This is a genomic window from Bacillus sp. NPDC094106 (assembly GCF_044764345.1).
In the GTDB taxonomy this organism is placed as follows: Bacteria; Bacillota; Bacilli; order Bacillales; family Bacillaceae_G; genus Bacillus_A.
The window spans coordinates 71,710-95,725 of sequence record NZ_JBIWHY010000015.1 but is presented as its reverse complement, the minus strand read 5'-3'; the positions used below and the strand labels follow the sequence as shown (position 1 = coordinate 95,725).

The window sequence follows — 24,016 nt, the reverse complement described above, 5'->3', positions numbered from 1 at the left end:
GGATATAAAGGAAGAGATATAAAATGAAACAATCATTATTACAAGTAGAGACAGAAAGGCTTATTATCCGTCCTTTGCAAAAAGAAGATTATGTCAGTTGGTATGAGGGATTTCATAACCGTTTACCATCGCAGTATAAGTACGATGATGGCTATCGAGATATGTCATCTTCCACAAAAGAATGGTTTACTGAGTGGATACGAGGCTTTCATGAATCAGCAAAACGAGATGAAATGTATGTTTTCGGAATCTTTCGTAAAGAAGATAGTGCAAATGTTGGTAAGGTCGAACTTATTAACATTTTACGAATGGATTATCAGTGGGCGATGATGGGCTATTCGATTCATAATCAGTACTGGAAAATGGGATATGGGGTAGAAAGTGTACGGGCCGCTATGGATGTATTCTTTGAGCATCTTAAGTTTCACCGTATTGAATTGCATATAAATGTTGATAACGAGCCATCGATTCGTCTGGCGGAAAGGGCAGGATTTGTTTTTGAATGTACAAGAAAAGCATTTTCCCTTGAAAATGGTAAGTGGACTGATTTTTTAATATATTATAAAAATCAATCTGAAGAGATTTGATATATAGGGGAGAAGAGTGCATGAAAGCACTAATTACCGGTGGGAATCGAGGGTTAGGATTTGAGCTAGTCAAAGTGTTTCATGAAAAGGGACATGTTGTTTTCCGATCGTTAGGAAAAACGGCTGTATTCTGAGGAGAGAAACAGAATTGTATGGCAAAATTTTTAAATAAATTTAGGGGATGAGAACATGAAGGAAATAAAAGTTTTCCATTATGATGCATTTAGTAATAAACCGAATATGGGAAATCCAGCTGGTCTTGTATTAGATACAGAAGGGTTAACTGATGATGAAATGCAGCTTATTGCAAAAAAAGTAGGGTTTAACGAAACTTCTTTTGTACTTCCTTCCGATGTAGCTGACATAAGAATCCGTTATTTTACACCAGGACATGAAATGAATCTTTGTGGACATGCGACAGTAGGAACTATATATGCACTTCATGAAAGAGGATTACTAAAGGGAAAACAAAATCTCACAATAGAAACGAAAGCAGGAATTTTACCAGTACATATAGGCGTAGATGAGAATGGAGAATCATTTATTAAAATGAGGCAAGCAGTACCACAGTTTCAAAAGTTTGATGGTTCTAGAGAAGACTTAGCCCATAGCATTGGTCTTCATGAAGACGATTTAGATGAAAAATTACCAATTGTATACGGGAGTACGGGAATTTGGACATTAATAGTACCAATTAAAACATTGGCTGCTTGCGCAAGAATGAAACCAAATAATAAAGAGTTCCCATCTATTCTAAAGGAAATGCCTAAGGCTTCCATTCATCCACTCTGTTTAGAAACTTATGATGAAGCAGTACATATGCACGGTCGTCACTTTTCATCACCTTATTCTGGGACAATAGAAGATCCAGTGACAGGGACTGCTTCTGGTGTAATGGGAGCGTATTATGCTACATTTTTGAAGCAAGATTTTGATAGTGAACTGACATTAATTGTTGAACAGGGACAAGAGATGAAAAAAGATGGTCGCGTCACTGTTTATGTGACAAAAGACAAGGAAGATGATTCTCTACAAATTGAAATCTCTGGAACTGCGGTATATGCAGAGGAGTTACAAGTTTTGATTTAAAAGTAGGAAAAAGTTCGGTATATAACCGAACTTTTTTCATCTGTTTATCACTTCAATAAAAGATGTATTCCCATTGTTTCTAATTGTAGAATGGAATTTCTGATTTTCTAACGTCTCAGCAACTTGTTCTAATTTTTGTACATCATCATGATGAATGAGTAAACTGTCTGATCCACTTTCTTCAATGTGGATATGCTCAATATTACCAATGGCTTTATGTACGGCTTGTAAAAAATCGGGTTTCATAAATAAGACCTCCTATATTTACAATTATTTTTCTTTATTATTTCCTTATTTATGAAAAATTAGGCCGGTTTTTAAACGAATCTTGGTAATTTTGTTCTTCTAAATTGAATTCATTGTTAGGTACCTTTACTTCATATTTTGATAAGACTGTATACCATTCTTGTATTGTTCTAGTATCTAATGAATGTAGAATTAGCAGGGTTTTAGTATGCAAGAATAAAATATTGATAGAAAAAGGTGAAAATATACGGTTTGGGAGATTGGAAAATCTAATCGTTGGTATCCATATATTTATAGGTGTTTTTGCAATGAAGGGGAGGAAGAGAATGACAACGATATACGCGAACTATGGAGAATCAAAAGTGAAATTAACATGGAAAAAAGCAAATACATTACCAGAGTATAAAGGAATTACGAGTGTTCATGGTTTTTGTTTTTATAAAGATGAGATTGTATTAATAGATCATCATAATCGTAGTTGGGATTTTCCAGGAGGGCATATTGAACGGGATGAGACACCAGAAGAATGCTTTCAGAGGGAGGCGTGGGAAGAAGGGTATGTGAAAGGAGAATGTACCTTACTAGGATATATTATTGTAGACCATAGTGAAAATCCGAGTTGGAATGAAAATGGTCTATATCCAAAGATAGGATATCAGCCGTTTTATCGAATGGATATTACAGAAGTGCATGATTTTGACGGAGAGTATGAATCAAATAGAAGGATATTTGTGAAACCGAGTGAGGTTACATTATATTATCCAAATTGGAATGAGATTTGTGATGAAATATTAGCTGCTGCATTATCGGTTTCAAAAGGATAAGGATCGCCTTTTCTATAATATAAAGATTTTTAAAGGTTTTTTCTTATATTTGTCAAATAATAGTAAAGTCGTTTCATTTATAGTAGTGATATGTAAGTAAGGATGATAAAAAGTGAAGATTTCAGAAATTATTGAACAGTTGGTTGTTAATGAAGTTATTACTAATTACCCGAAAGAGTACAAGAAATTAACTGGCGGTACCACAAGTAGACTGTATCTTATAGAAGGAAAAGAGCAGTGTGTTGTAAAGTTGAATGGACCAAAAGTCATCGAAGAAGAAGCGTATTTTCTCAATTTTTATGAAAACGATAGTCTATTTCCTAAGCTTTTGTACGTTGATCCACTCAATAGATATATAGTCTACTCATTTATTCCTGGTTCCACAAGTTATGATGGTGGGAATAAAAGAGATGTTCTTTGTACACTTGTACAGGAAGTGATTCATACATATAAAGTAACTATGGAAATGAATCAGTGGGGATGGAAAGAAGAACCAGTAGACTCTTGGCAAGATTTTCTTTTAAAAAGAGTGATGGAGGCTAGTGAGAATTTAAAAACTTATATAATAGAAGAGGATTTTCGTACTGTTCTTGAATTCGTACATAGTCCAAATAGACATCTCCATAGTAATCAACCGTTTTTATTGCATGGGGATTGTGGATTTCACAATTTTATATTTAAAGAAAATAAATTATATGGTGTGATTGATCCTTTGCCGGTTCTGGGAGAACCAATATATGACTTAATTTATGCATTTTGTTCGACGCCTGAAGATTTAACGAAGGAAACAATCGACCGTGTAGTAGAACAAAGTGTATTTCAAAAAAGTAAAAAAGGAAAAGTTTTGTATGAAGAAGTAATAATAGGGTTGTATCTTCGATTAGAAACTTGTATTAGGCATCATCCTGAAGATTTAGGAGACTATTTAAAAGCTTGGCGTTATTGGATGAATCTAATTTGTTGAAAAATTTAAGCGCTTCATTTTAAACGTGACAGCCAATTGTTCAAAATGAGACGACTTCGTTATATTTAAGCATATTTTCATGTTTTTGGGGAGGCGGAAAAATGAATGTTTTGGAAGCAAAAAGAGATTTAGCAAAAAGAACAAAAAGGGGACTTCCTGTAGTGCTGGCTGGTTTAATATTTTGGATTATTGCTGGTATAGCAGGCAGTGTATTGCCGGAAAAGTATACGGTTTGGGTGTATCTGATTGGAATGGGGTGTGTCTTTCCAGTTGGTTTAATGCTAGCAGCACTATTGAAAATTGATATGTTTGCAAAAGGGAATCCGATGGGATCTTTAGGGGGAATAATTGGTGCGATAAATGTACTAAATATTCCGCTTGTAGTATTTGTATATTTTCAAATGCCCGAGTGGTTACCATTTACAGTAGCTGTTTTAGTTGGAGTTCATTTTTTACCATACGTATGGATATATGAAAGTAAGAGTTATGGTTTGTTATCAGTTGGTACAGTATTAGTAACATCTATATGTGGGATTTTACTTTCGGAAAAAGGATTTATAGTAATACCGATTGCAGTTACAGCTGTTTATGTAATTACAATTGTAGGTTTATCTATCGAAAATAAAAAAATAGGAAATCAACGGAATGGTAAAATGACAGCTTAAAAAAATAGAAAACAAAAAGGGGATAGGGAAATTTTTATGAAGAACTTTATTTGTACAACATGCGGCGTACAATATGCAGCGAGTGTAGAAGAACCAATGAATTGTATGATTTGTAATGAAGAGCGACAATATATTAATCCGAAAGGTCAATCTTGGACAACGCTGGAGGGTTTACAAGAGGGGCATACATATAAAAATGAAATAATTGAGGAAGAAGCGGGGCTTTATAGTATTACAACAAAACCAGAATTTGCGATTGGTCAAACGGCCTATATGGTGAATGGAGAATCATTCAATTTACTATGGGATTGTATTTCGTACTTTGATGAAACTACGATAGGAAAAGTAAAAGAATTAGGCGGATTAGATGCAATTGCGTTATCTCATCCGCACTATTATTCTACTCAAGTAGAATGGGCAGAAAGATTCGATGTACCGATATATATACATGAAGATGATAAAGAGTGGGTAATGCGTCCAAGCAAACATATTATTTTTTGGTCAGGAGAATCATTGCAATTAGCTGATGGATTAACTATTCACCGTTTAGGCGGACATTTTAAAGGTGGTTCTGTTTTACATTGGTCACAAGGGAATGATGGGAAAGGGATTTTATTAACAGGTGATATTATTCAAGTTGTTGCGGATCAGCAGTGGGTGAGCTTTATGTACAGCTATCCAAATTTAATTCCGTTACCAGCAAATAAAGTTGAAGAGATGGCTAAAAGAGTAAAGCCACTTTCTTTTAATCGTTTATACAACGCTTTTCATCGTGTAGTAAAAGATGATGCAAATGAGGCTGTCGAGCGTTCGGCACAGCGCTATATTGCTGCATTAGAAGGGAATTTATTTCATACATAAAAAGGAGAAACAAAAATGAATACATTAGTATGCTTTGGGGATAGTATTACAGCTGATGAAACATTTTGGAATGGAGTACCTAGATTAACGCCGCGTTTACAAGAGCTGTTTTCTGATTGGAAAGTAGTAAATGCAGGGGTTCCTGGTGATAATACGTTTGATGCTTTGAGAAGGATAGAAGAAGACGTCTTATTTTATAGCCCGACATTTGTAACGGTCTTTTTTGGTACAAATGATGCGGCTTTCCATAAGCAAGTATCACTACAAGAATATAAAGAAAATCTGATTGAGATTGTGAAAAGAATATATCCAGAAAAAGTACTGTTAATTAGTCCAGCACCAGTGGATGAGGAGAACCAGCATGCAAGAACAAATGAAGTATTAGGGCAGTATGCAAAAACGATGGAAGAAGTAGCGAAGCAAACGGGAAGTCATTTTCTTAATTTATATTCTCATATGATGCAAGAATCAAACTATAAGAGATTTGTGGAAAATGAAGAGCGTGATGGATTACATTTTGGAGTAGCTGGTTATGAATACTTATCAGAGTTAATCGGGGGGAAGTTAAAAGGGATTGTAAAATCAACGATGTAAAGAAAAAGGACAGGGGCTTTAGAGCAATTATATTTAATAAGTATCGTACTTATAAGAATGATAAGTACGATACTTATTAATTTAGTAACTATGTCTGTTTTGCTCTTCGGTGCTATGTTAACGGAAAATTATTTCAATTTATTATTATAGGCCTTACATCTATTCTATTAACAGTAGCTCCTTTTCTAAAATATGGTCCATTTATATTAGGATTACAATTAATTCAAGATATAGCTATAAATAAGCAATTTTTGTTTACTATTGGAGGAGTAGTTTTACTCTTTCTTACGATAAATGCACTCGTTTATTTATTTTTTGAATTAATCATATTTCGAAGATGTGAAAAAATTGCTAAAAGTAAAGGGTGATTTAGTCATTATTAGATTGGAGGAAATAGATGGAGACTTATAAGAAAGACGGTATAGAGTTAATTGAGTTGGCTTCTTTTATTGCAAATTTGAATCGAATTCCAGAACATCATGTTGGATACTGTGGGATAAAAGCAGATGAAATAAAAGATACTTTAGAAAACGATTTTTCTGACTATTGCTTCACAGATTCATTCACTATTATGTATGAAGATAAAAAAATTATTGGAGCATTAGGATTTGATGTAAATAGTAAAATGAAAACAGCTGAAATCTGGGGACCTTTTATTCATAAAGAAGAGGATTGGGAGAAAATTGCAAAGAAAATGTGGGGAATAGGCCTATCTAAATTAGGAGGAATGGTTCATTCGTTCCATGGTTTTTTTAATAAGGAAAATAAAAATGCTCAAGAATTTATGAAATATCTATCTGCCAGTGAACAAGGAAAACATGTAATTTTAAAAATGCATGCTTCAGCTTTTTTATATCATCCTTGTTTATCGATAAAATCTATTACGCCTGGGCTTTATAAAGAGTTTATTACATTACATGATGAAGAGTTTCCAGATACTTATTATAATGGAGAAACAATTATTGGAAGAATAAATGAGTGTAATAAATTATTTGTTTTTAAGGAAGAAGAGTGTTTGTTAGGGTATATTTATATTGAAGGTAGCCCTGAATTTAAAGAGGGAAATATAGAATATATCGCTGTTAAACCGTCTATACGAAATAAGGGAATTGGATTAAAACTTTTAAATTACGGACTGTATGAATTGTTTAATTATATGAAAATTGAAGAAATTTCAATTTGTGTAGGTGAAGAGAATGAACGAGCTATTCGTCTATATACAAAAGCAGGATTTTCTATTGCAGATAAAATGGAATTTTATTCTGTAAATATATAATAACTAGGAATATATATTTACATTTGTATATTAGTAAAAAATACGATGTAATTTCTCTTCATTATAATAGTAAAAAATGAGGGCGGAAGTATCATCTGGATTATATGAAAGTTTGAAGAACGTAAAACAATAAGTGGTGGGAGTTGTCCCATAAGTCAGTGTAACTGACTTATGGGCAGCTCTTTTTACTGTTTCTTTTTCGGCCTGCGCATTAATTCACCACCACAGTTTGGGCAAATTTGCTGCGTTTTCTCTGTACATGGTGCACAGAATGTACATTCATAAACGCAAATGTATGCTTCTGAATCTGTTTGAAGAGATGCATTGCAAGTTTGACAGTTTGTTTTCATTTCTAATGCCATATTCGTTCCTCCTATTGTGTGAATGTTTATAATTTAATGATAATACAAACGAGAGAATATTTCCTTTTCAAATGAAAATATATTAGGAAATTAGAGTAGCATTTGAAATGAAATATGATAGTGTATTTACAAATTGATTTTAAACTAGCTCAATAAGTTTACCAGTTGTTAAAACTGTAGCAAACATTTCATGCAGACTTACTAATGCTAGCTTATGGATATCTTCTGCATGATAGTAATTTCCATCATATGAGATTCTACCAAATGTAGCGGTCGCATCTGAAACGACATAAGTTGAAAAGCCTAAATTACCAGCCATACGAACTGAAGTGGATACACAATAGTCTGTCGTTAGACCAATAATGACGACAGTTTCATAATTGTGTTCCCGTAAATATGTTTCTAAGTTGGTTCTGATAAAAGCGCTATTCACATTTTTTTGAAATACGGGTTCATTCGGAAGAGGGATAGCAAAATCTTTAAATTCGCTTCCGTTGCTTTCTTTTCTTAACGGGTGATTTTCTTTATGTGAGATATGTTGTACATGAATGACAGGACGGTTTGTTTTTCTCCATGTTTGTAATATAAGTTCCATATTTGTTTCAGCGTGTGTATTATTGCGTTTTCCCCAGTAAGAATCATCGAATCCTTTTTGAATATCAACTAGAATAAGTGCAGCATTTTTAGGTAATCGTTTCATTTGTTATTCTCCTTTTCAAAAATGATTTGTTTTCTATTAAAAGAATATCAAGTATTGTAAAAGGAGAGAATTTCCATTAATTTTGAAGGGTATAACAAAAAGTTTGAACAAGGGGATATAGAGAATGCACATAGAGTGGTTACGGTGTTTTTTGCTTTGCTCAGAATATAAAAGTTTTTCAAAAGTAGCAGAGCATTTCCATATTACGCAGCCAGCAGTAAGTAAACAAATAAAAAAACTTGAAGATGAATTAGGAGTAGAATTATTAAGCAGATCTTCACAAGGAATAAAATTAACAGAAGCCGGGATTCATTTTCAAAAAAAAATCATTCCATTTGTTGAGGAATGGGATAGTATTAGGAAGGAAATGAAAGGCATGGGGGAATCCATACATGTAGTGCTAGGCTTATTACCTAGTCTTGCAGCATTCTATCTTCCAGAAAAACTTATTGGAGGTAAGAGTGAGAATATCAATATAGAAACCAAAGTGTATGATATGTCTAAAGAGATTATGGAAGAAATTTTATCAGGCAAGTTAGATGCAGGTCTAGTAGATGAAAAATGGGTACCAAAACATCTTTGGAATAGACAATTATTTGTGGAGCCATATGACGTAGTTTTTCCGGAGAAACATTCATTTAGTAAAAAAGAAGATATATTTATAAATGAACTTTTATTAGAGAGTTTCGTTATGTATCCAATTGGCTGTGATATTCGAAGGGCGATTATAGAAGAGTTTGAAAGACTGAAGGCAGAGCCTAATATTAGTTCCGAGGTATCATTTCGAGATTTTATTCTTGGTATGGTTGCTGCAGGAGCGGGAATTACAATTGTTCCGCGGACGATTTCAGAACGTATTGAACATTTACCGCTGCGTACTATACCAATTCGGGATTTTCAAAAACAAAGAGCGATATATTTGATTGCACGAAATGAAAGGGTTGGTAAAGCCCTTTTTAAAATGTTTACAGAAACTAATTTGTAATTGCCAGAAGGTACTTTTTTATACAAATTAAAATAATAGAACCTATTTATTTTGTGCACTCATACATATAAAATTAAACAAGTAACATAGCAACAGGGGGGACATGTTTTGTTAGAAGGTAATCATGAGTTGAATTCAAAAAATGGCGCAAGTTTTAACAGTTTACGAGCTGATTGTGAGAATTGTTTCGGTTTGTGTTGTGTCGCACTACCTTTTGCAGCGTCGGTAGATTTTGCGGTTAATAAGGATGCTGGTAAGCCTTGCTCAAATCTGCAATCGGATTTTCGTTGTAGTATTCATAAAAACCTTAGACAGAAAGGGTTTAAAGGATGTACAGTTTTTGAATGTTTTGGTGCAGGACAAAAGGTTTCTCAAGGTACTTTTGAGGGAGTTGACTGGCGTACAGGACCAGAACAGGCAAAGAAAATGTATGACGTTTTTCCAGTTATGCATCAGCTTCATGAAATGCTTTGGTATTTGAATGAAGCTTTAACGTTAAAAGCGACACGTCTGATTCATAGGGAGATTCGTGCCGCGATTGATGAGACGGAACGACTTTCAAAGCTTAGTCCAGATTCAATAATAGAACTAAATGTTCCATTACATCGAGCGGACATCAATACGCTTCTTTTAAAGACAAGCGAGCTAGTATGGATGGAGTCACGTCATCAGTATAAGAATTCGAAAAAAAATAAGAGGATTAACCATCGAGGAGCGAATCTGATGGGGGCAAAGCTTAGAAGAGCAGACCTTAGGGGAGCGAATCTAAGAGGGGCATACCTGATTGCGGCAGATCTTCGAGACGCCGATTTAAGATCGGCTGACTTTATTGGTGCTGATTTACGAGATGCTGATTTAAGAGGAGCAAATCTTACGGACAGCATTTTTCTTACCCAAGTCCAGATTAATGCAGCAAAAGGAGATGCAAACACGAAATTACCAGAGTTACTCTCTCGTCCAACGCATTGGTCTGCTTGAGCAAAAGGTAAATGAAACATCAAGTTCATATACATATAAATGTATGTGATCCTTTTCTTAGTAGAAAATAAAAACACAGGCTGTATTTTTTATAGCCTGTGTTTTTGATGATTCCTACTTTTTCTTTTCAAATGTAGTAATTACTACGCTAAATATAATAAGGGTACCGCCAATAAAAAAGTTACTATTTAATGTTTCGTTTAAAAGTAACCATCCTAATAAGGATCCTACAATAGGTTGAAAAAAGAAAAATAATGAGCCAATACTAGCATCCATTAGCTCAAGCCCTTTATTCCACAGAAAAAAAGCACCTGCAGTGGAAATAATCCCTAAATATAATATACCTAACAGTACATAGATATTTACATGTTCCATTGGATTCGATTGTAATTCCCAAATCATACAGGGGGTAATGAAAAAGAGTGAAAAGAATATTGCATACGTTGTAATGACTAAGGATGAAAAGCGAGTAGAAGCAATTTTTACATAAATAGATAGCAAAGCCCATGTAACAGCAGCTCCTACTAAAATGAGTGTCCCAATAAAATATGAACGAACTTCTATATCCCATCCAATGACGATAATGACACCTATTGTAGCTAAAATGGTAGAAAATATTCTGCGAGCAGTTAGTTTTTCTTTCAAAATGAAAGCAGCAAATATGACCATAAATGCTGGAGTGGCTGATGTAACTAAAGAGCCTGTGTGGGCATCTGATAATTTCGTCCCAATAAATTGACATGTAATCGAGATGAAATAACCAATGAAACCTATCCAAGCAAAAAGGAACCAGTCCCGTTTATGAATACGTATCTTCTTGTTATGTTTTTGTTCTGTTGTTTTCAAAATTATATATAAAACGAAAAAAGCGATGATAAAGCGCAGCCAGACAAGCGTAAGCGGGGGAACAAAATCTAGTACATATTTACTTACAACGTACATACCACCCCAAATACTTGCTGCAAGAGATAAATATATAGCTCCTAAAATGGTTTGTTTCATAGTGAAGTACCTCCGTCTATTTTTAGGATTGTATAGGATCCCTAAGACGAGGCATAGTTTATTTGTTATACAAATGCCCGCCCTAGTTTATAGACGGACAACTGGCTGATCGTTTTCGAATAAATGGCTATAGTACATCTGTATTCTCCTTTCTGTACTAACGTATAATAAGATTATAACTTAATTTTCAGATTATTGGAGGGTGTTATGAAATATATTGCGATTTGGCCGCATGGGAGTAATTACCGAGACCCTATTTATCTAGAAAAAGGAGATATGGTTTTAATCGGTAAGGCTGGGTACCAGAGCAAATGATACAACGTAATGTAAATGGTACAGGATTGATTTTAGAAAGATATACGGCAAAAGAATTGAATATAGAAGTAGGAGAGATCCTTATTGGTTTACATGAATGGAATGGATGGATATGGTGTGAAAAGCTAGAAAAAGAAGCTGAAGGCTGGGTGCCAAAACAAAATGTAAAGCAATATAAGTGAAAATTTTAAAAATGTAAGTAGATACATATTTTTGCGTTTAAAGCTTTTATTAAAATATATGGTGATTTTTTTGCATATATATGAATAATAAACCATCACGTTTGACTGTACAGTTTATGTATTGTATGATGTCCTTAATATAACTGAGGGGGGAAGATCGTTGGGAAGGTGTATCGAATCGGACAGTTGGCTCACTTGGCTCACGTATCGAAACGAACGATTGATTATTATACGAATCTAGGTATCTTAAAAGCGGAGCGATCTCAATCTAATTATCGCTATTACGACGAAACAGCATTTGAAACACTACAATTTATTGAGAAATGCAAAGAAATGCATATGCCGCTTTGTGAGATTAAAGAGAGGGTCGAGGAGAAGAAGAAGCTGCTCGGTGTCAATGAACACGTTTCGAAACAAGTGAATGAAGTGACAGAACATATCCATCGATTAGAAACAGAGTTAACGCAGTTGAAACCTCTGTTAGATGGATTGACTGCTTCACAACGTGAAAAAATATCGAAATCTTTATCTGGTCAAACGACAGCTTTAATGCAAGCACTGAGCATGTTTGTATAGTATATATTGTATCTATCCCCTTTAATTTCTGTATAGCGCTATGTTTTCTAATAGAATTAAATCAGAGAACATTATAGTATACAGGAGGTGGACACCTTAGTTTTTTAACTAAGGGGATTCATTGGAAATATTTAATTTAGTCATGGTTGCGATTTTAATCGCATTTACTGGATTTTTCGTAGCAGCAGAGTTTGCGATTGTTAAAATACGTTCAAGTCGCATTGATCAGCTTGTTGCGGAAGGAAAACGCGGTGCGTTAGCGGCGAAAAAGGTAACATCGAATTTAGATGAATATTTATCTGCTTGTCAATTAGGTATTACAGTTACAGCAATGGGACTCGGTTGGTTAGGTGAACCGACAATAGAGAAACTGTTACATCCATTATTTGAGAAATGGAATTTAAATCCTTCCGTTTCACATGTATTAACTTTTGGTCTTGCGTTTATGACGATGACATATTTGCACGTTGTAGTAGGGGAATTAGCTCCGAAAACGATGGCAATTCAAAAGGCTGAAAGGGTAACATTGTTATTTGCTGGACCTTTAATGATGTTCTACAAAGTGATGTATCCATTTATTTGGATACTGAATAGTTCAGCGCGTGTTGTAACTGGCTTATTCGGTTTGAAACCAGCTTCTGAACATGAAGTCGCACATACTGAAGAAGAATTACGTCTTATTCTTTCTGAGAGCTACGAAAGTGGAGAAATTAATCAAGCAGAATATAAGTATGTAAATAATATCTTTGAATTCGATAACCGCATTGCAAAAGAGATTATGGTGCCGCGAACAGAAATTGTTGGCTTCTATCTCGAAGATTCAGTAGAAGAACACATGAAAGTGATTCAAAGTGAGCGATATACGCGTTATCCAATCTTTGGAGAAGATAAAGATGATATTATCGGCATGGTTAACGTAAAAGATTTCTTTATTCGATATATGAAAAATGATAAAGAAGATTTGTCATCGATTCGCACGTATATGCGTCCGATTATTGAAGTTATGGAAACAACTCCAATTCATGATTTACTTCTGCAAATGCAGAAAAAGCGAATTCCAATGGCTGTGTTATATGATGAGTACGGAGGAACGGCTGGGATTGTAACGCTTGAAGACATATTGGAGGAAATCGTCGGTGAAATTCGTGACGAATATGATGAAGATGAAGATCCGCCAATTCAACACGTAAATGATTATCACAAAATCGTTGATGGAAAAGTGTTAATTACAGAAGTCAAAGATTTATTTGGATTACACATTGAAGAAGAAGATGTAGATACAATTGGCGGATGGATTATGATGCAAAATCATGAAATTGAAGAAGGACAGTGCGTCGAAGCGGAAAATTATGAGTTTAAAGTACTTGAAAAAGATGCTTATCAAATTAAACGCGTTGAAATTCGAAAAATTGATCATCAACAAGAGAAAGCAGCAACTGTATAGGTTGCTGCTTTCTTTCTTGCACAAAGTAAAACTTGAAATTAGGGGCGGATATTTTGATTCAAATAGCCTTACGTGTATATCGACTACAATTGTAGTGGTTTACTACTTATGTGGGCTGTTACTCCGTTTTCAAAACAAGTAGCAGGGTTTGGTATCGGATTAGCGGTGAGTGCATATTGCTTTGGTTATTAGCCCGACGAGTTGAGAAAGTCGGGAAAAGTATTGTACTTAAGGAAAAAGTTCCTGGGATAGAGGTTTTAAATCGGTTTGCAGCTGTAATATTAGGAGCTAGCATTATGTATGAAATTGAATATGAAATGGAAATGTGAGCATTTGGTACAGGGATCTTAGGTGGTCACTTTTTAATGATCGCGAATTTAGCGTATGCGAATGTACAGTTAGTAAAATAAGAAGATAAAAAAGAACTGGAAAACGGTTCTTTTTTATCTTCTTATTTCCTTTTGATTATTTTTCATAAAAGACTAAAAAAATTTAGAAATCCCATCGCTTTCTAAAGGTTATATATGTTATTATGACAAAAGACTTTTTGAAAGAGGTGGATGAAAATGTTACAAGCGCTACTTATTTTTGTACTTCAAATTATTTATGTTCCAGTTTTAACAATCCGGACGATTTTGCTTGTAAAGAATCAAACAAGATCCGCTGCGGGTGTTGGATTGTTAGAAGGGGCAATTTACATTGTAAGTTTAGGGATTGTATTTCAGGACTTATCAAATTGGATGAATATTGTAGCCTATGTGATCGGTTTTAGCGCCGGACTTTTATTAGGTGGTTATATAGAAAATAAATTAGCAATTGGATATATTACGTATCAAGTTAGTTTACTAGACCGTTGTAATGAATTAGTTGATGAATTAAGACATGCTGGATTTGGGGTAACAGTATTTGAAGGGGAAGGGATAAATTCCGTCCGCTATCGTTTGGATATTGTTGCGAAACGTTCAAGAGAGAAAGAACTCTTAGAAATTATTAACCAGATTGCGCCGAAAGCATTTATGTCTTCTTATGAGATTCGTTCTTTCAAAGGTGGCTATTTAACAAAAGCTATGAAAAAACGAGCATTAATGAAAAAGAAAGATCATGCATCATGAAAAAAGGAGAAGCTGAAAGATGCTTCTCCTTTTTATTTTAGAGGTTGCAAAGGCAATTCATTTAGGTGGCTAAAGTTACATACTTTTCTTTTCAGATATTAATAAATCTGTTTTTGGTTTTTGTGCTATATTTTTAAAAAAATGGAGTGAAACAAAACCAAACAATCCTATTCCGCCGAAAATAATCCAAGGTGTATCCATTCCTTTAAAGCTCGATGTAAACCATGTTCCGGTATAGTTCCCAATCATAAATCCGATAGCGAGTGATAGTTGATAAAATCCAAAATATGTAGCTGTATAAGATTCATTGCTGTAATTTGCAATTGTAATATCGGCATTAGGTAATACAAGTGTTTCACCGATTGTAAATAAAATGACACAACCAAATAGCCAATATGGATGTGGCACCAAAGGAATAAGTAAAAAAGAAAGCCCCATTAACAGCACACCCCATTTTACAATTGAAAGTGTGTTGTATTTGTGGAAGATCTTTCGAAATACAACCATAAACAAAACACCTGTAATTGCATTCACTGTAATAACAAGTCCACCTAACTTTGTACTATGGCTAATGTTGGTCATATGAAGCGGAAGAGCTACAGTAAGCTGAGTAAACATAATATAAAAGAAAATCATGATAAATGAGAATGAAAGAAAATGCTTATTTTCAAAAACGGCTTTTAACCCAGATAAGAGTTGTACATTCTCAGTAGAAACTTGGAAGTGAGATCTAAGAAGATAAAACATGATAGCAAATAATAACATGAGTGATCCGCTAAGTATAAATGGGTATAAAGGGCTCCATAAGAGTAATAGGCCACCAGCAATTGGACCGATAATCGCACCGCTGTTAAAAGCGAGGTTTAAATATGTAAATAAATCTTTTCGGAAATGAGCTGGCTGTGAGCCGAATACAGCACGAGCAGCTGGTTCATAAAATGCACTTCCAAATCCAATTAGCGAAGCGGAAATGGAAATCGTATGGAACTCTGAAAATATGCCTAAACAAATAAAGCCAACGCCTCTTAATAGTAAGCCAGATATCATCATAATCATGTAGCCAACTTTGTCAGCAATGATACCAGAAAATAAAGGGATAACTCGTGATGTAATCGTCATAATCGTTAAGATTGTTCCTACTTGCATGGCAGAAAAATGTAAAAAACTTGATAAATAGATAGCGAGGAAAGCATATACAGCAAAGTATCCAAATGCCATAAAAAATGACGAAATGAGTATAACACGTATAGGTATTGAAAATTTTTTCATAGAAAGCCTCCTATAATGTAACCATTAAAAGTTTTTACTGGTTAACTATTTTATATTATAATTATACACAAAGTCAGAAAAAAGTAAATTTTAGAAAGATGGTGAAGGGATTTGAGCCATGGCCAAGAGACACCAGGGCAATTAGAAGTTGTAAGAGATTTTTTAAATACATGGAGAATTCCAAATGACACAAGAAATCCGATAGATGAGCTGAATATGATAGACGATGTATTTCAATTTATGAGAACTCATTTTAATGAGGAGTTTTCGTTTGGTACGTTGGACGAGCTGAAACGATTTCGAGATAGAATTCGTTTCGCAGTTGAGGAGCAAGATGCAATGCAAGAGTGGTTTGAAAAATATCCATTTCGTGTGTGTGTGACAGAAAATATGGACGCTATTACATATGAACCAATTGGAGAACAAAATTTCTATACGATGATGTTACAAATTATTTTGATGGCTATTGATCAAAAGAGGTGGAGCCGGTTAAAAGCATGTCCGGATTGCCGCTGGGTCTTTTACGATCATTCTCGCAATGGAAGTAAACGCTGGTGTGGTATGTATGCAGGTAGTAAAGAGGGGAGAGCTTGCGGGACGATTGCGAAAGTGAAAAATTATCGGGCGAAGAGAAAAGGACGTTCGGGTTACAACGTTTAATTTCTAGAAACAGTGCAGTATTTCAGTCAAAATACTGCACTGTTTACTTAATTTGTATCACGTACAATTTTACATTTTATTATAAAAAGAAAAGAGGAGATAGTTATGAGACATCCGCAATATAGTAGAATGTCAGATATAGAAGTACCAAATGTTAAGCATACGGATACAAAGGCATAGGATAGCGGAACTAAACCGTTGGAAGAGGCACTTACGAAACTCATAACTCGCCCTAGTTTATCTGTTTCACTGTTTTCTTGAATAATAGAAACAAGTGGTATATTAATCATAGAAGACATGAAACCCATCATCACAAGTAAAATGATTCCTTGCGATAAAATATATATTTGACCAAGGAAAGAAAGAGAAATACCAAGACAAGAAATAAGTATTAGAATAGAAAGCCCTCTTTTTTTTCTAATATTTAAAAGTCCAATTAATAAAGCGCCCCCTAGCATTCCTCCTTGATAAGAGCTTTGTAAAAAGCTTACCTCTACTGCCTTTCCATGTAATACTTCGTTCGCTAATAATGGAATTCCCATAAGTAAAGGGCCAAAGAAGAAGACATTAATTGTCATTAAAATGAAAAGTATGGATTTTAAAAAAGGCATATTCCATACATATTGAAAACCTGCTAATAGCTCTTGTTTGGCAGATGCTTGCTCAGAAGAAAGTGAAAGCTGTTTTTCTTTAATACATAATGTGAAAGTGCATGAAATTACTAAGAAACAGGCAACGGAGAAAAATAAACTTGAGAAAGAACTAACGGTAATAATCCAGCCACCGATCATTGGTCCAGCAAACATTGCAATTTGATTGGAAGTTTGAATAAAAGAATTAGATCGAGTTAACATCTCTTTTGGGACTAGAAGGGGAAGAAGGGATTGATTCGCTGGTGAGAAGAAAGCATCTAGAATTCCAAACAGTAGTGCAAAGACCAGTAATGACCATAAATTTAATAAGTGTAAATGTAATAAAGTAATCATAACAAAAATGAGTAAACAACGCGTGAAGCTAGAAACTAACATGATTTTTGAACGTTTAAAACGATCTGCCCACACACCTCCAACAGTCATTAGGAGGACTCGTGGGATCATAGTTACCATCATAACAATGCCAAGCGCTGATTCCTGGCCTAAGGCCCGAATAACATACCATTGTTCTGCAAATAGGTAGGTTGAAAGAGCAAGAAAAGAAGTGGTACTTGATAACCAAAGGAATAAAAATGCACGGTTTTTAAATAATGAAATACTCGTACACTTAGGTTGAACTTGTTGTGATATGAAAGGTTCACTCAATGAATATTCCTCCCTACAAATAATGAATTATGAATCTTGGTTTAACAGTAGTTGATCAATTTCAAAGCCTGTGATGGTAACATAAAAGTTTTTATTGGTATCAGTTTCTGTGGAGCCTTTTAAGGTTTCTTTAACAAGGTTTCTATACTGTTTTAAAAACTTTATAAATTGTTCTTCTGTTAATGAAAATTCTGTTTGCATCGATATACTAGGCCAATCTTCAACATGAGAAGATGTTAAATTGAATGATGAATCTGGAGCAGTTAATACCCTTGTTTGCGCACGATGCAACACTTCCAAATAGGATTGTCTTGTTGCCTCTTGTGATTCAACGTAGTGAAGTAAGTGATCTGCAGGAATAAAGCCACGTGAAATAGCTTGATAGTACTTTAAAATATTTCCTCTCTGTTCTTCTTTTTTTACTAATTGAATGATGTTGTGTTTTTTTAGTTCGCGAAGATGATAGTGTATTTTTGCGCGAGAAAGATTTAAAAGCTGGGCAAGTTGGTGACCTGTATACGGCTTTTCGACTAAGTATATAAGCATTTTTGTACGCAATGGATCACTTATTGCTTTTAATTGTTCGTATGTTTCAATAATGGAAATTGCTTTTTGTTTCATTTTGCACCATCCTTTTTTTAACCAGTTAAATTTATTTAACTCGATTTTATTACATATATACAGGAAAAGAAAGTCATTTCTGAAATTTAAAAATAAACAAACAAAAAGGGAGGTTTCATGTATAGTAAGTAATAAATGATTAAATATGAGGGTATGACATGCATTTAAGATGATTGGAATAGAGAAGGAGTCAAGAAATGGAACAAACAAAAATGTTAGAGCTAAATAAAAAGTGCTGGGATGTAGTAGCACCTTACTTTTTTCAGGTAGATTCTTTGCCAAAGTACGGGCCGTATACTGCTTCTGAAGATGAGATTCACTTATTTGATACGATTAAGAATAAAAAGGTTCTTGATATAGGCTGTGGCAGTGGACATTCTTTAGCATACATGGCGAAGCACGGAGCACAAGAATTATGGGGCGTTGACCTCTCTTCAACACAAATTGAAACAGCGAAGCAGACATTACAAGAGTGGAATCCACATTTGATATGTGCTGCGATGGAGAAGGAAACAGATATTCCAAAAGGACATTTTGATATTGTATATTCTATTTATGCGCTAGGATGGACATCAGATTTATCAAAAACATTGGAGCTTATCTATTCATATTTAAAAAAGGGTGGCAGCTTTGTTTTTAGCTGGGAGCATCCTATTTACTCGAATTTAAAGTATGGAACACCGGAAATTGCTTTGGAATCTTCATATCATGAGGAAGTGCCGATTACATTCCAAACATTTAAAGGTGAAGATGTACAGGCTGTGTTATATAAAAGAAAATTAAGTACATACATAAATGAACTCGTTAAAGCTGGATTTACAATTGAAAGAATAGTAGAAGGAGAGCCATCTAGTGACTTTGATATACAAACAGCTGAGCCTTCTGTGAAATATTATTCTCTGTATAAAGCAAGAATGCTACCGACGACTTTAATTGTTAAAGCAAGAAAGTAAGTTATATATAGATTGATACATTATAAAATGGTTAGCTAAACAAAGAAAGAGAGAAACGGAATGTATATTTCAATTCTCTCTTTCTTTGTTTATTTGTGGACCACTCATTTTGGAAGAAATATGTAATGGATTAACAATAAAAAGCAAACTAACTTTTTATTGTTGACAATGATAATCATTATCCTTAATATTAATTTGATCTTTATAAAATTAAGGGGGACATATATGAAAGTACGAAAGGTGATTGGGAAGATTCATCTATACCTTAGTATGATAGCTGGGATGTTTATTGTACTAATTGGATTGACAGGAAGTTTACTTGTTTTTGAACACGAGATAAATCGTATAGTACATCCTGATTTATACAGAGTAACAGAAGGTGAAAAGATTACTTATGAGAAAGCAATTCAAACTATAGCAACAGAACACCCCAAAGGTGAAATTCAGCGTGTGTATACACCTGATGAACCAAGTGCGAAAGGTGTTTACTTATTTCGTGTGAAAGAAGGAAAAGAAAAACAAGAAATTTATATTGATCCAGGTAGCGGTAAAATTAATGGGAAATTAGGAGAAAAAGCATTTTTTAATCAAGTAGGCGAGCTTCATTATCATTTACTTCTTAATGACTTTAAGGGGAAAGAGATTGTAGGTATAATTGGATTTATTTTCTTTTTTATTATTTTATCAGGATTATATTTATGGTGGCCTGGAATCAGAAAATGGATGCGTGGGTTTATGATTCGTAAAAGCAAGAATCCATATGTAAAACAATTTGATTTACATAGAGTTATTGGTGGAGTTTCTGTTCCATTTTTACTTATCGTTTCGTTAACGGGTGGTCTTTTGGTATATGATAAAACTATTTTTGGATGGTTTGGTGCAAAGGCTACTGCGATGCCAGCGAAAGAACAACTAATTTCTAAACCTCTTCCAGGAGGAAAGCTTCCTCTTGATCAATTGTTACATACAGCTGAAAAAGAAGTGCCAGAAGGAACAGTTATGCAAGTAAGAATTCCGGAGAAGGTGAAACAAGGAAAGGCAGAAGGTGCTATCGAAATTCGTATGAGCCGTTCGTATGATCCAGGCAACGGGAATGTAAAGGTGTGGATGGACCAATATAGTGGAAAAGTAATCGCAAAGATGGATCCACATGTAGATCGTGGACTTACCTATCAAACTTGGCGCCTTCCGTTACATACAGGAACATTTGGTGGAATATTTACGAAAGTCTTATATGTAATCGGTGGACTTACTCCATCTATTTTAATGTTTACTGGAATATATATGTGGTGGTATAAGAAAAAGAATAGGAGAAAGCAGAAAATAAATTCAGTAACTGCAGCATAGTGTCTTATTTTACAAACTTTGCAGTTTCTTGTTTGGAAAGTGTGCTTTGTTTTGTGCCTACATAATCGTAACAAGGAGGCCTAATAGGGAAGGGGAATTATATGAGCATCAAAAGGACATATGTTCTTCAGTAGCAAAAAAACTTCATTACACATGGTAATGAAGTTTTTTTCTGAATAAATCGAATAATGTTTTTTCACTTAGAGAAAGAAAAAACATGAAAGGTCTAACTTAGTAAAGTGCAGCATAGTTTTTACATTTTATAACGTTTCTATCCTTACCTATTAGCAATTTTTGCATGCTAATTTATCTTTTCGGCTGAAAAATATGCTGAAAAAAGTATTTATGATGTAAACTATCTACAATCTTGTTTGCTTGATACGTACGTTGTTGTTCCAATCGAACACGTTGCTCCATCATTTTTATTTCATGATCTGATAAACGTAACATTGTACAAGTCTCCTTTTCTATAAATATAGGTTTCTAGTGATATCGATTCCATATATTTTATAGTTAAGGAGGGATACTGTGTAACATAGGTAAAAAGCACCTTCCCTCTCCCATTACGCTTACGAGGTTAGCTGTCGGACTCGGGAAGTGAGAGTTCCCTACTTAAAAAAGATTCGCCCCAAGTAGCATAGGCTACAAAAATGGTTCCCCCGTTCCAAATTTTGGATTCAGCAAAAGGTTTTATAAAGTAAAAAATAACATAATAAAACAAATAAGTCAAACTATTTATTTTTTTCTGTCTTTTCTAATTGAGTAAGAATGAGTCCATCAGGTAATACAATATCCTTTACTTCAATAAATCCATGTTTTTTATATAAAGAAAGGGCAGGGGTGTTTGTTTTTCCTGTTCGTACAATATGCTTGGTCGTATTAGGGAATATGTGAAATAAATGAAGGATTAACTTTGTTGCAATCCCTCTATGGAAATAGGCTGGTGATATCACTAAGCGATGAATATCAATAAAAGATTCCTCGTTTACAAACGAAATAAAGCCTATTAATTTATTTTCAAAGAAATAGCCATAAAATGTTTCATTGCAATTTTGAATATCCTGTACAGTATCATATAGACGAGGAATCGCTGTACTGTTAATGTATTTTGCTTCAACTTGATAAGCAGGAATTTGGATAGCTAAAATAGCTGATGCTACTTCAAGAGAAGTAGCAGAAAGTTTACAAATCATTAATTGATCTCCTTTCATATAAAAGAGGCTAGGTTAGGTATAGCCATCAAATTAATACCCCTACAACAAAATGCTATTATTTTTCGTTGCGGATATTGTATTTTTTTAACCGACGGATCAGTGAGGTTTGGGTAATTCCAAGAACTTCTGCAATTTTACGTGTAGTTCTTAATCCTATCTCTTTATTTAGGGATAGCAGCAAGAAGAGGAAAAAAGATGAATTTGCAGCAATTTTCAGTTGGCGGCAGAGGTTTTGGAACCTTGTTCGTATTTCTATTAATAGCTGGAGAGGTTTATACGACTTTTACTTTTCTAGGTGGAAGTGGTTGGGCGTATTCAAAAGGTACTGCTGCGTACTATGTGCCCGCGTATATATTTCTAGCATATATAATATCTTATTGGATTGCACCTAAAATTTGGAGATACGGTAAAGAACATGGTATTATTTCACAACCTGACTATTTTGCATCTAAATACGATAGTCGCGCAATGGGGGTTATAGTAGCTATTGTGGGAAGTTTAGCGATCATACCATATATTTGTATACAAATGAAAGGGTTAGGAATCATTGTCTCAGAAGCTTCTTACGGAGCTATTTCACCAGTAGTTGCAAGTGTTATAGGTGCAATAGTTATTACAACATATGTAATATTCTCTGGTATTCATGGCTCAGCTTGGACAGCTGTGATTAAAGATATTATGATTTTGGGAGTAGTTATTTTTTTAGGCCTATACATCCCTATCCACTATTTTGGTGGGATTCAGCAAATGCTTAAGTCTGTTGAGGAATTAAAAACAATAAAAGAAAAAATATATGTACAAAAATTGATGGTATTTTTATATATACCTATTCATAAGCATAGAACTAGCATAGTATTTACTGGAGGGATTGGGAATGAATAGGAATGAACCCTCATTACATCCTGATACGGGTGTTACATCTGGAATGTTTGTTGAGCGATCATTAAATGAAATTCGTTTTTGGTCTAGAATCATGAAAGAGCATTCTTTATTTCTTCGATTGGGGTTTAGATGTGAGGATACTCAACTAATCCAAGAGGCTAATCAATTTTACCAATTGTTTGAACGCATCGAACAAATCGCACATTCCTATACAAATCAAACAGATCCTGAGCAAATAAAAAGATTTAATTCAGAAGTACAACAAGCTGCAACTAATATTTTTGGATTTAAACGAAAAATTCTAGGGTTAATTCTCACATGTAAATTGCCAGGACAAAATAATTTTCCACTTTTAGTTGATCATACAAGTAGGGAAGCTAATTATTTTAGAAAACGCTTAATTGAATTAAATGAAGGTAAATTGGATGCTCTTCCTGATGCTATTATTAAAGAAAATGTGTTCTTTTTAAAGATTATGGCAGACCATGCTAAATTTATTGGTCATCTTCTTGACCCATCCGAAAGAAAGCTTGTAGATATGGCCCGGAATTTCAGTAATGATTTTGATGAATTGATGTATCAAGCGATTGACTTAGAATCTATGAAACCACAATCTCAAACAGTTCCTCTTTTGGATCAATTTCTGGATCAAAATCGTGTGTCAGTCACAGCTCTTCGGGATTTTAAGAAAACGGCACGTGATTTAATTGAGCAATGTAAAATAAAGAGTATCATTCACCCACTATTAGCAGACCATGTTTTCCGTGAAGCTGATAGATTCCTTGAAATAATTGATATGTTTGATGCTCATCTTACAAATATTAAATCACAATTTAAATATTAGAAGATAAGTAAGATACAATTTTTTTCTTCTGAATAAAACAGAAAATTTATGTTTATCAGAAAAATAAATGTGGTAAAATATAAGAAATAAATAAAAAGCAATGATGGAGAAGAGTACATGTTCGGAACTTTACAGAGAGCTGATATTTGGTGGGAATCAGTAAGGG

General features: G+C 34.2%; 28 protein-coding genes, 3 pseudogenes, 1 riboswitch and 1 other annotated feature (1 of these 33 cut by a window edge). Of the genes and pseudogenes, 21 read left to right on the top strand and 10 right to left on the bottom strand.

The genetic code is table 11. The features are described from left to right. Positions 1–23: 23 nt before the first annotated feature. The 3 genes and pseudogenes from ACIQ7L_RS20580 to ACIQ7L_RS20575 all read left to right on the top strand — a co-directional run bounded on the left by ACIQ7L_RS20580 (position 24) and on the right by ACIQ7L_RS20575 (position 1,676). Positions 24–587, top strand: coding sequence for a GNAT family N-acetyltransferase (locus tag ACIQ7L_RS20580; RefSeq protein WP_400571270.1), 564 nt, complete (start codon positions 24–26; stop codon positions 585–587). Between the two features lie 20 nt (positions 588–607). Beyond that, positions 608–691, top strand: a pseudogene (locus tag ACIQ7L_RS28185) (SDR family NAD(P)-dependent oxidoreductase); the annotation flags it as partial. 85 nt (positions 692–776) lie between these two features. Beyond that, a complete protein-coding gene (locus ACIQ7L_RS20575; RefSeq protein WP_400571269.1) occupies positions 777–1,676 on the top strand; it encodes a PhzF family phenazine biosynthesis isomerase in 900 nt (299 codons plus the stop codon). A gap of 36 nt (positions 1,677–1,712) precedes the next feature. Here ACIQ7L_RS20575 and ACIQ7L_RS20570 read toward each other — a convergent pair whose 3' ends face one another. Further along, positions 1,713–1,922, bottom strand: a complete 210-nt coding sequence (locus ACIQ7L_RS20570) for a hypothetical protein (RefSeq protein ID WP_400571268.1) — start codon at positions 1,920–1,922, stop codon at positions 1,713–1,715. Between the two features lie 326 nt (positions 1,923–2,248). On the opposite strand from ACIQ7L_RS20570, the gene ACIQ7L_RS20565 reads away from it, so the two are divergent. The 6 genes from ACIQ7L_RS20565 (at position 2,249) to ACIQ7L_RS20540 (ending at position 7,106) form a co-directional block, all read left to right on the top strand. Further along, positions 2,249–2,746, top strand: coding sequence for an NUDIX domain-containing protein (locus tag ACIQ7L_RS20565; RefSeq protein ID WP_400571267.1), 498 nt, complete (start codon positions 2,249–2,251; stop codon positions 2,744–2,746). Positions 2,747–2,858: 112 nt separating this feature from the next. Then, the gene (locus ACIQ7L_RS20560) at positions 2,859–3,710 is read left to right on the top strand and encodes an aminoglycoside phosphotransferase family protein (RefSeq protein ID WP_400571266.1); all 852 of its coding nucleotides are present in this window, start codon (positions 2,859–2,861) and stop codon (positions 3,708–3,710) included. Between the two features lie 101 nt (positions 3,711–3,811). Next, positions 3,812–4,375: a DUF7010 family protein gene (locus ACIQ7L_RS20555; RefSeq protein WP_400571265.1), complete on the top strand. Its 564-nt coding sequence runs from the start codon at positions 3,812–3,814 to the stop codon at positions 4,373–4,375. A gap of 36 nt (positions 4,376–4,411) precedes the next feature. Next, positions 4,412–5,236: an MBL fold metallo-hydrolase gene (locus tag ACIQ7L_RS20550; RefSeq protein WP_400571264.1), complete on the top strand. Its 825-nt coding sequence runs from the start codon at positions 4,412–4,414 to the stop codon at positions 5,234–5,236. A 15-nt stretch (positions 5,237–5,251) separates the two neighbouring features. Next, positions 5,252–5,830, top strand: coding sequence for an SGNH/GDSL hydrolase family protein (locus tag ACIQ7L_RS20545; RefSeq protein ID WP_400571263.1), 579 nt, complete (start codon positions 5,252–5,254; stop codon positions 5,828–5,830). Positions 5,831–6,227: 397 nt separating this feature from the next. Beyond that, positions 6,228–7,106: a GNAT family N-acetyltransferase gene (locus ACIQ7L_RS20540; RefSeq protein WP_400571262.1), complete on the top strand. Its 879-nt coding sequence runs from the start codon at positions 6,228–6,230 to the stop codon at positions 7,104–7,106. A 185-nt stretch (positions 7,107–7,291) separates the two neighbouring features. On the opposite strand, the gene ACIQ7L_RS20535 is transcribed toward ACIQ7L_RS20540, so the two are convergent. Together ACIQ7L_RS20535 and ACIQ7L_RS20530 are read right to left on the bottom strand one after the other, a co-directional pair. Further along, positions 7,292–7,468 carry a DUF1272 domain-containing protein gene (locus ACIQ7L_RS20535; RefSeq protein WP_400571261.1) on the bottom strand — a complete coding sequence of 59 codons (177 nt, stop codon included), beginning with the start codon at positions 7,466–7,468 and terminating at the stop codon, positions 7,292–7,294. A gap of 139 nt (positions 7,469–7,607) precedes the next feature. Further along, positions 7,608–8,168 (bottom strand): cysteine hydrolase family protein, encoded by a 561-nt coding sequence (locus ACIQ7L_RS20530; protein ID WP_400571260.1) that lies wholly within the window; start codon positions 8,166–8,168, stop codon positions 7,608–7,610. A 124-nt stretch (positions 8,169–8,292) separates the two neighbouring features. Between ACIQ7L_RS20530 and ACIQ7L_RS20525 the strand changes: the two genes are divergently transcribed. Beyond that, positions 8,293–9,153, top strand: a complete 861-nt coding sequence (locus ACIQ7L_RS20525) for a LysR family transcriptional regulator (protein ID WP_400571259.1) — start codon at positions 8,293–8,295, stop codon at positions 9,151–9,153. A gap of 108 nt (positions 9,154–9,261) precedes the next feature. Next, positions 9,262–10,131, top strand: a complete 870-nt coding sequence (locus ACIQ7L_RS20520) for a pentapeptide repeat-containing protein (RefSeq protein WP_400571258.1) — start codon at positions 9,262–9,264, stop codon at positions 10,129–10,131. Positions 10,132–10,245: 114 nt separating this feature from the next. Here the strand turns inward: ACIQ7L_RS20520 and ACIQ7L_RS20515 are convergent, their stop codons facing one another. After that, positions 10,246–11,133 (bottom strand): DMT family transporter, encoded by an 888-nt coding sequence (locus ACIQ7L_RS20515; protein ID WP_400571257.1) that lies wholly within the window; start codon positions 11,131–11,133, stop codon positions 10,246–10,248. Between the two features lie 311 nt (positions 11,134–11,444). Between ACIQ7L_RS20515 and ACIQ7L_RS20510 the strand changes: the two genes are divergently transcribed. The 5 genes and pseudogenes from ACIQ7L_RS20510 to ACIQ7L_RS20490 all read left to right on the top strand — a co-directional run bounded on the left by ACIQ7L_RS20510 (position 11,445) and on the right by ACIQ7L_RS20490 (position 14,762). Then, on the top strand, positions 11,445–11,630 hold the full coding sequence (locus ACIQ7L_RS20510) for an SH3 domain-containing protein (protein WP_400571256.1): 186 nt from the start codon (positions 11,445–11,447) through the stop codon (positions 11,628–11,630). A gap of 168 nt (positions 11,631–11,798) precedes the next feature. Next, positions 11,799–12,206, top strand: a complete 408-nt coding sequence (locus ACIQ7L_RS20505; protein WP_097897860.1) for a MerR family transcriptional regulator — start codon at positions 11,799–11,801, stop codon at positions 12,204–12,206. Positions 12,207–12,327: 121 nt separating this feature from the next. Beyond that, on the top strand, positions 12,328–13,650 hold the full coding sequence (locus ACIQ7L_RS20500) for a hemolysin family protein (RefSeq protein WP_400571255.1): 1,323 nt from the start codon (positions 12,328–12,330) through the stop codon (positions 13,648–13,650). 53 nt (positions 13,651–13,703) lie between these two features. Then, positions 13,704–14,060: pseudogene (locus ACIQ7L_RS20495) on the top strand (ATP synthase subunit I). A gap of 156 nt (positions 14,061–14,216) precedes the next feature. Beyond that, positions 14,217–14,762, top strand: a complete 546-nt coding sequence (locus ACIQ7L_RS20490) for a DUF2179 domain-containing protein (protein WP_097897862.1) — start codon at positions 14,217–14,219, stop codon at positions 14,760–14,762. A gap of 75 nt (positions 14,763–14,837) precedes the next feature. Here the strand turns inward: ACIQ7L_RS20490 and ACIQ7L_RS20485 are convergent, their stop codons facing one another. Then, positions 14,838–16,031, bottom strand: coding sequence for an MDR family MFS transporter (locus ACIQ7L_RS20485; RefSeq protein ID WP_400571254.1), 1,194 nt, complete (start codon positions 16,029–16,031; stop codon positions 14,838–14,840). A gap of 111 nt (positions 16,032–16,142) precedes the next feature. On the opposite strand from ACIQ7L_RS20485, the gene ACIQ7L_RS20480 reads away from it, so the two are divergent. Continuing rightward, positions 16,143–16,691: a CGNR zinc finger domain-containing protein gene (locus ACIQ7L_RS20480; RefSeq protein ID WP_400571253.1), complete on the top strand. Its 549-nt coding sequence runs from the start codon at positions 16,143–16,145 to the stop codon at positions 16,689–16,691. A gap of 47 nt (positions 16,692–16,738) precedes the next feature. Here the strand turns inward: ACIQ7L_RS20480 and ACIQ7L_RS20475 are convergent, their stop codons facing one another. Continuing rightward, positions 16,739–17,989: an MFS transporter gene (locus ACIQ7L_RS20475; protein WP_400571252.1), complete on the bottom strand. Its 1,251-nt coding sequence runs from the start codon at positions 17,987–17,989 to the stop codon at positions 16,739–16,741. 27 nt (positions 17,990–18,016) lie between these two features. Beyond that, complete coding sequence (locus ACIQ7L_RS20470) at positions 18,017–18,610, bottom strand: ArsR/SmtB family transcription factor (protein WP_400571251.1); 594 nt, start codon at positions 18,608–18,610, stop codon at positions 18,017–18,019. 197 nt (positions 18,611–18,807) lie between these two features. Between ACIQ7L_RS20470 and ACIQ7L_RS20465 the strand changes: the two genes are divergently transcribed. Both ACIQ7L_RS20465 and ACIQ7L_RS20460 read left to right on the top strand, forming a co-directional pair. Beyond that, positions 18,808–19,563: a class I SAM-dependent methyltransferase gene (locus ACIQ7L_RS20465; RefSeq protein ID WP_400571250.1), complete on the top strand. Its 756-nt coding sequence runs from the start codon at positions 18,808–18,810 to the stop codon at positions 19,561–19,563. Between the two features lie 225 nt (positions 19,564–19,788). Beyond that, positions 19,789–20,910 carry a PepSY-associated TM helix domain-containing protein gene (locus tag ACIQ7L_RS20460; protein ID WP_400571249.1) on the top strand — a complete coding sequence of 374 codons (1,122 nt, stop codon included), beginning with the start codon at positions 19,789–19,791 and terminating at the stop codon, positions 20,908–20,910. Between the two features lie 306 nt (positions 20,911–21,216). Here the strand turns inward: ACIQ7L_RS20460 and ACIQ7L_RS20455 are convergent, their stop codons facing one another. From ACIQ7L_RS20455 to ACIQ7L_RS20445, 3 genes are all read right to left on the bottom strand, one after another. After that, positions 21,217–21,360, bottom strand: coding sequence for a hypothetical protein (locus tag ACIQ7L_RS20455; RefSeq protein WP_000945248.1), 144 nt, complete (start codon positions 21,358–21,360; stop codon positions 21,217–21,219). A 100-nt stretch (positions 21,361–21,460) separates the two neighbouring features. Then, positions 21,461–21,603: riboswitch (cyclic di-AMP (ydaO/yuaA leader) on the bottom strand. Positions 21,604–21,641: 38 nt separating this feature from the next. Further along, positions 21,642–22,103, bottom strand: a complete 462-nt coding sequence (locus ACIQ7L_RS20450; RefSeq protein WP_400571248.1) for a GNAT family N-acetyltransferase — start codon at positions 22,101–22,103, stop codon at positions 21,642–21,644. A gap of 76 nt (positions 22,104–22,179) precedes the next feature. Then, on the bottom strand, positions 22,180–22,305 hold the full coding sequence (locus tag ACIQ7L_RS20445) for a hypothetical protein (protein WP_400571247.1): 126 nt from the start codon (positions 22,303–22,305) through the stop codon (positions 22,180–22,182). Here ACIQ7L_RS20445 and ACIQ7L_RS20440 point away from each other — a divergent pair. Next, positions 22,275–22,913, top strand: a pseudogene (locus ACIQ7L_RS20440) (sodium:solute symporter family transporter); the annotation flags it as partial. The gene ACIQ7L_RS20445 and the pseudogene ACIQ7L_RS20440 overlap by 31 nt on opposite strands. A gap of 85 nt (positions 22,914–22,998) precedes the next feature. Then, entirely contained in the window at positions 22,999–23,850 is an 852-nt protein-coding gene (locus tag ACIQ7L_RS20435) for a DUF2935 domain-containing protein (RefSeq protein WP_400571246.1), read from the top strand. Positions 23,851–23,941: 91 nt separating this feature from the next. Next, positions 23,942–24,016, top strand: a binding site (T-box leader) (it continues 135 nt past the right edge of the window).